Genomic DNA, 5,827 nt, shown 5'->3' on the forward strand with positions numbered 1-5,827 from the left:
TAGAAAGCCGCTTGGCTTTAATGTCACCATCTCAAACTTCACACCGAAACCTCACACGCCTTTTCAGTGGCACTCGGTCGCAACGGCTGAACTCATCCGAAAGCAGAAACTCCTTCAGCAAGAGTTCCGCACCATTCGGGGAGTAAAAGCTAACTTCACTGACGTTCGCATCTCGGCAATGGAGGACTTTGTCGGGCGAGGCGACCGGCGTTTGGCGGCAGTAATTCGTCATGCCTGGGAGTTAGGAGCCGGGATGGACGCTTGGTGGGAAAGTCTCGATCGGGCTTTTGCTGCCTGGACGCAGGCGATTGCTGCTTCTGAACTCACCTGGAAATATCGCCAGGTCGAAAACGGGGAGTGGAACGTTTTTGGGGATGCGGGTTCATTGCAGGCTGAGCAGACGCTGAATCAGCCGCTTCCCTGGGATCATTTGGATTCAGGGATTGATAAGCAGTGGTTGAAAGAAGACCTTCAGCGGGCATTGGAAGCTGCGATCGTTCCAGACTGCTCGTTTGAGGGCTGCTCCCACTGCGGTGTCTGCGGTCTAGACTTTGGACACAACATTGTCGTGCCGCCGCCGCCCATTCCCGCCTTTCAGGGGCAATTTGTGCCGAATCAGGAGCGGGCGCAGCGAATGCGCGTTCAGTTTGGCAAACTGGGCGACATGACGCTGGTAAGCCATTTAGACCTTGTGCGTTTATTCGATCGCGCTGTGCGGCGGGCTGCGATTCCGGTTTCTTTTACGGGCGGGTTTCATCCGGGTCCGCGTATCTCGATCGCCAGTGCGTTACCGCTAGGTGCAAGCAGTCTGGGGGAAATTGTGGATTTCGACCTGACCGAAGCCATGAACCCGGCAGAGTTTCAGCAAAAGTTCGGTGCTCAACTGCCTGCGGAGGTGCCTGTATTTAGCGTTGAGTCAATCGCCCTCAATGCGCCTGCGGCAACTCATGCAATGGAGCAAGCAGAATACTGGATCGCGGTTGTGCCTCTCTTTGAAGAAGCTGAAACACAGCCTGGGGGAGCGTCTGACTGGCACGGCTGGATTCGAGCTGTTTTGGAAGCGGAAAGTTTGTGGGTCGAACAAACCACGAAATCAGGTAAGCAAAAGTCAGTTAATCTGCGGGAACGGCTCTTTGAACTCGAATTGCTCGATCGATCGATTCCGGGACTGCGGCGGGAACAATCCCTTGAGGATGCTGTAATCCTGCGTTTTGTGGGAAGCTGCCGCAATGATGGAATTCTGCTGCGTCCAGAACATCTGGTGCAAATGCTGGAGCAGGTAACTCAACAATCGTTTCGGCTTTTGCACATTCATCGGTGTCAGCTTTTCTTGATGGATGGTTGAAAGGTTAAGGATTTCTTGACTTTTGCAATCCTGCGTACAGCAGTTGATCGAAGACCGCGGATTCAATCGACCGCGTGTTGGGTTTCCTCAACTGCCGGAAAAAGCCTATTTTGCAAGAAGGACTGCTAGTTAAATTCTCATTCCAGAGAAATCTTCCCTTTTTGCAACTTCCGCCCTTTTCCATTTCCTAAGCTGAGTATTTTCCAAAAAACGTTGAACATACTGATGCGTGCATTGACGATCGCGCTATAATGCGTAACTAAGAGAAGCCGTAGCGAATCGAAACCTCTTAGGGTTAAACTCAGGGTTAAAAACGATTCGAGCGGCACCAGACCCAGAGTAAAGTCTGCTTCTGTAAAGCTTTTCACTCCCTTGCTCACGTAAGATCCTGCTCCTTTCAAGCAGATTCTTCCGTACAGACACCTTTCACTCAGGTTTCTTCTATTCAGGCATTCAAGATCGGTTGTTAGTTCTCCAACTGATTGGGTGTGCTGATTTCTCATCAAGGCTTCTCCTGTCAAATCGATCGCTTTTGGCAGGAACTTCATAGGTATTTTGCAGAACGGCTGCTTGCTGACGCGGCGTTCTTTGATTTATTCCAGCGAAAGTAGCATGACGGAGCCAGTGCTGCCAAGCTGCCAGACTTTGAGGAAATTGAATGTCAAAACAAATTGTTATCGCTGAGCAGCACCGCATTGCTGCTGTCTTTTCAGAAGATCAGATTCAAGAATTAATCGTTGCAAAGGGAACCCATCAGGTTGGCGATATTTACCTAGGTGTTGTGGAAAATGTGCTGCCAGGAATTGATGCAGCCTTTGTCAACATTGGTGATAGTGAACGCAACGGGTTTATCCATGTTTCCGATTTAGGTCCGCTACGGCTTCGTAAGGCGGCAGGCTCGATCACAGAGCTGCTTGCGCCTCAGCAGAAAGTGCTGGTTCAGATTATGAAAGAGCCGACTGGAAACAAGGGTCCACGGCTGACCGGAAATATTAGCCTTCCAGGGCGCTATCTGGTACTAATGCCGTTTGGTCGAGGCGTCAACCTTTCCCGACGCATTCGCAACGAAGCAGAACGGAATCGGCTTCGCGCATTAGCAATTCTCATTAAGCCCGCAGGAATGGGGCTACTGGTGCGAACTGAAGCTGAAGGAATGCCCGAAGAAGCAATTTTAGAAGACCTGGAAGCTCTGCAAAAACAGTGGGAAAGCATCCAACAAGAAGCGTTGTCCTCTCGTCCACCCTGCTTGCTTAACCGAGATGATGACTTTATTCAGCGGGTGCTGCGAGATGTGTACAGCGCAGATGTAAACCGAATTGTTGTCGATTCGCATACCGGGCTGAAGCGTGTTAAGCAACACCTGACGAACTGGAATGGAGGACGATCGCCGCAAGGGATTTTGATTGACCATCACCGTGAACGTACCTCAATTTTGGAATACTTCCGAGTCAATGCGGCAATTCGGGAGGCTCTGAAGCCAAGGGTCGATTTGCCCTCCGGTGGCTATATTATTATCGAACGTACTGAAGCCCTAACGGTAATTGACGTGAACTCTGGTTCATTTACCCGATCGGCGACCGCAAGAGAAACGGTTCTTTGGACGAACAGTGAAGCGGCAACTGAGATTGCACGACAGCTCCGCCTTCGCAACATTGCTGGAGTCATTATTGTCGATTTCATCGACATGGATTCGCGTCGCGATCAGTTGCAGGTGCTTGAACAGTTTAATAAGGCACTGCGAGCAGACAAAGCCCGTCCTCAAATTGCTCAGCTCTCGGAACTGGGACTGGTCGAACTAACGCGTAAACGTCAAGGACAAAATATCTACGAACTGTTTGGGCGCACCTGTTCTCAGTGCGGTGGCTTGGGTCATACTGTTCATCTACCTGGCGAAACAGAAGTTGCGCTGTCTGATCCGCTCGATCCGGTGCGAATTCCTGCGACAGCCGAATCCCGTCCAGTCGCCCGCGATACCTGGGAGCGATCGGCTGATGATTCCGATTTAGATCCAGCTGCCGATTTGCAGGAACTAAACTTAACTAATCATCCTGACTATCGGGAGCGAAGCCGCAGCGATCGGGGTGATCGTAATGACCGCAATGACCGGGGCGATCGAGGAGATAATCGCCGTCGTCGTCGGGGTGGGCGAGTCAAGGTCGGTGAACCAACGTTGAAGCCAACCGTTGGACGGGTCGAGCCGGAGCTAGATCTGGAGCCTGCTCCTTTGGAAGAAGTGATCGCAACGCCGATTCTAAATAGCCGAGACAGTCGGGACGGTCGGGAAAACCGAGATAGTCGGGAAAACCGAGAGAGCCGGGAAAACCGAGATAGCCGAGATAGTCGGGACGGTCGAGAAAACCGAGATAGTCGGGAAAACCGAGAAAATCGCGGCGTGCGAGAGCGGGACAATCGCTCGGAAAAACTCGATCGCAGTCGGGTTTCGCGCCGGGAAAGACCCTTGGCAGAACCACCCCAGGTAATCTCAGTCGAAATGACCCCTGAGGAACAGGACGTTTATGCTCTAATGGGCATCTCGCCCCTAGTACTTTCAACTGAGACGGTGAAAGATCTAAAGTCTACGGTCGTTGCAGTCACACTGCCTGGACAGCGAGTTCGTCAGGACCCCGCTAGCTTACGCGAAGTCAGTTTGCCGGAGCAACCAACGATTCCTGAAGCGGTAGCTCCACCAGCAGAGCAAGTTTCGGCTGATTTGGACGAGTTGCCAGCAGTACCAGAAGCCTCGGTTTCAGAAGTTGAGTCGAATGGATACACGGCTGAGTCGGCTGAATCTGACGAAGGGGGGTATTCTGATCTCAGCCTGGATTCAACTCGTCGCCGCCGTCGCCGTCGCTCTTCCCTGGTTGCGACTGATGACCCAAGTTCGGATGTCGGCTAATTCTCTAGAGAGTTCTGCACTACAGCTCAATCTACTGCTGCCAGACTTGGAGGCTGCTTCTGCTCTGGGTCTGGTTGCAGGGGTGGATGAGGTTGGGCGAGGAGCTTTATTTGGTCCTGTAGTGGCAGCAGCTGTAATTCTCCCGACTGATCAGCTCGATCGCCTTTCAGCAGCAGGGGTCACAGACAGCAAGCAGCTGTCTGCCTTTCAGCGACAGGAACTTGCAGTGCAAATTAGAGCGGTGGCAATTGATTGTCGAATTGGGATTGCCTCAGTGCAAGAAATCGATCGACTCAACATTTTGCAGGCGACGTTTCTCGCGATGCGTCGCGCAGTCGATCGGCTCAGTCCGCAACCTGACTTGTGCCTGATCGACGGAAATCACTGTGTGCCGCAGCTTGTTTTACCGCAGCAGGCGATCGTTAAAGGGGATCAAAGATCGCTTGCAATTGCCGCAGCCAGTATTGTGGCAAAAGTCTGGCGGGACACACTGATCCTACGCCTTGCCGCAAAATATTCCGGCTATGACCTCGCATCTAATAAAGGTTATGGCACCGTTAAGCATCGGCTTGCGCTTCAGCAGAAAGGCGCATCGCGTCAGCATCGACGATCGTTTAGCCCTTGTGCTGCATCAAATCTATCCTTGGAGCAACTTTAGGGCTAGCGTATCGTAATCACTAAGAGACAGAATTTTCGCGTTGCCTCAAGCTTATCCCAATTCAGGCTTGCTGCCGGCCATGGGAAATGGTTCTCCGTTGGGAGCCAGAGAATTAGGCGAGTTGTGCCAAGTTTCCCTGTCTTGCTGCGCTGCCCATTCCCGATAGTCCACTAAAAGCTGATGCATTAGACGCTGTTTCACAGTTAGCAGAACGCTGTGAAGCAGACCATTTCCAGTTGCTTCTAGGATAGGCTGGGGGGTAAGCATCAACGGCGGCGGTACATCCACCTGTACTTGCAGATTAGCTCTGCCCCGTAGATAAGTCACTTCGCCGTCCTGTTCGGGAATCAGCACTCCAGTAAGATTCAGGCTGAATCGCTGGTTGATGTATTCAATCCCACGAATTTCGCAAGCGATCGATTGCACCCGAATACTGCCATCTGGTTCTGCCCAAACTTGCAGGTCTACCGTAGGCTGGAGCGTTAGCATCAGAAAGCTTAAAGGACGCATTTTCAGCCGAAAGCAATCTTGCCTCAACATTTGAATTCGGCTTGGATCAACTAGAGCACGAACAAGTCGCTGCGGCTGACGCAGATAATGCTGAAGCGGCACGGGTTGGTTAGGAACAGCTAACTCAACCGATTGAGAATCAGAAAAACGGGCAAACATGGGGGATAGATGGGTAGACGAGGGAGTGAGGATAAGCTGTGACCGTTACTTTACTAAAGTTTAAAGTTCTTCCCGAAAAGCAACCTTGCTCTTAGGCAGTATATGACGTAGCAATGGTCATTCTGGAATTGCCTAAGTGAATGTAATGAGATTACTTTAACTTTCTTTACTATAGCTTTACGCGATTAGGTTAGAACGCTAGGCTAGGGGAAAACCAGCGTCTAGAAGTGCCTATGCCTTCCCCTTATGGTGACGACCT

5 protein-coding genes are annotated in these 5,827 nt (G+C 51.5%); 3 read left to right on the forward strand and 2 right to left on the reverse strand.

From position 1 onward, the window contains the following. Positions 1-1,345: TIGR03936 family radical SAM-associated protein (locus H6F80_RS22720; protein ID WP_190793806.1), on the forward strand; the 1,345-nt coding region annotated here is incomplete at its 5' end. 137 nt (positions 1,346-1,482) lie between these two features. Here H6F80_RS22720 and H6F80_RS22725 read toward each other — a convergent pair. After that, complete coding sequence (locus H6F80_RS22725) at positions 1,483-1,893, reverse strand: hypothetical protein (RefSeq protein ID WP_190793807.1); 411 nt, start codon at positions 1,891-1,893, stop codon at positions 1,483-1,485. A gap of 110 nt (positions 1,894-2,003) precedes the next feature. Here H6F80_RS22725 and rne point away from each other — a divergent pair, with 110 nt between their 5' ends. Both rne and H6F80_RS22735 read left to right on the forward strand, forming a co-directional pair. Then, positions 2,004-4,241: a ribonuclease E gene (rne, locus tag H6F80_RS22730; RefSeq protein WP_190793808.1), complete on the forward strand. Its 2,238-nt coding sequence runs from the start codon at positions 2,004-2,006 to the stop codon at positions 4,239-4,241. Continuing rightward, complete coding sequence (locus H6F80_RS22735) at positions 4,216-4,899, forward strand: ribonuclease HII (RefSeq protein WP_190793809.1); 684 nt, start codon at positions 4,216-4,218, stop codon at positions 4,897-4,899. Before rne ends, H6F80_RS22735 begins: the two co-directional genes overlap by 26 nt. Before the next feature lie 51 nt (positions 4,900-4,950). Here H6F80_RS22735 and H6F80_RS22740 read toward each other — a convergent pair whose 3' ends face one another. Continuing rightward, positions 4,951-5,568 (reverse strand): DUF1997 domain-containing protein, encoded by a 618-nt coding sequence (locus H6F80_RS22740; RefSeq protein WP_190793810.1) that lies wholly within the window; start codon positions 5,566-5,568, stop codon positions 4,951-4,953. Positions 5,569-5,827 lie beyond the last annotated feature (259 nt).

The organism is Leptolyngbya sp. FACHB-711, assembly GCF_014695615.1.
Lineage (GTDB): Bacteria > Cyanobacteriota > Cyanobacteriia > Elainellales > Elainellaceae > Leptolyngbya_A.

What these genes read in the sequence shown, in the direction of transcription:
- H6F80_RS22725 (WP_190793807.1), bottom strand. Translation starts at nt 1,893, where the DNA reads ATGAAGTTCCTGCCAAAAGCGATCGATTTGACAGGAGAAGCCTTGATG.
- rne (WP_190793808.1), top strand. Translation starts at nt 2,004, where the DNA reads ATGTCAAAACAAATTGTTATCGCTGAGCAGCACCGCATTGCTGCTGTC.
- H6F80_RS22735 (WP_190793809.1), top strand. Translation starts at nt 4,216, where the DNA reads ATGACCCAAGTTCGGATGTCGGCTAATTCTCTAGAGAGTTCTGCACTA.
- H6F80_RS22740 (WP_190793810.1), bottom strand. Translation starts at nt 5,568, where the DNA reads ATGTTTGCCCGTTTTTCTGATTCTCAATCGGTTGAGTTAGCTGTTCCT.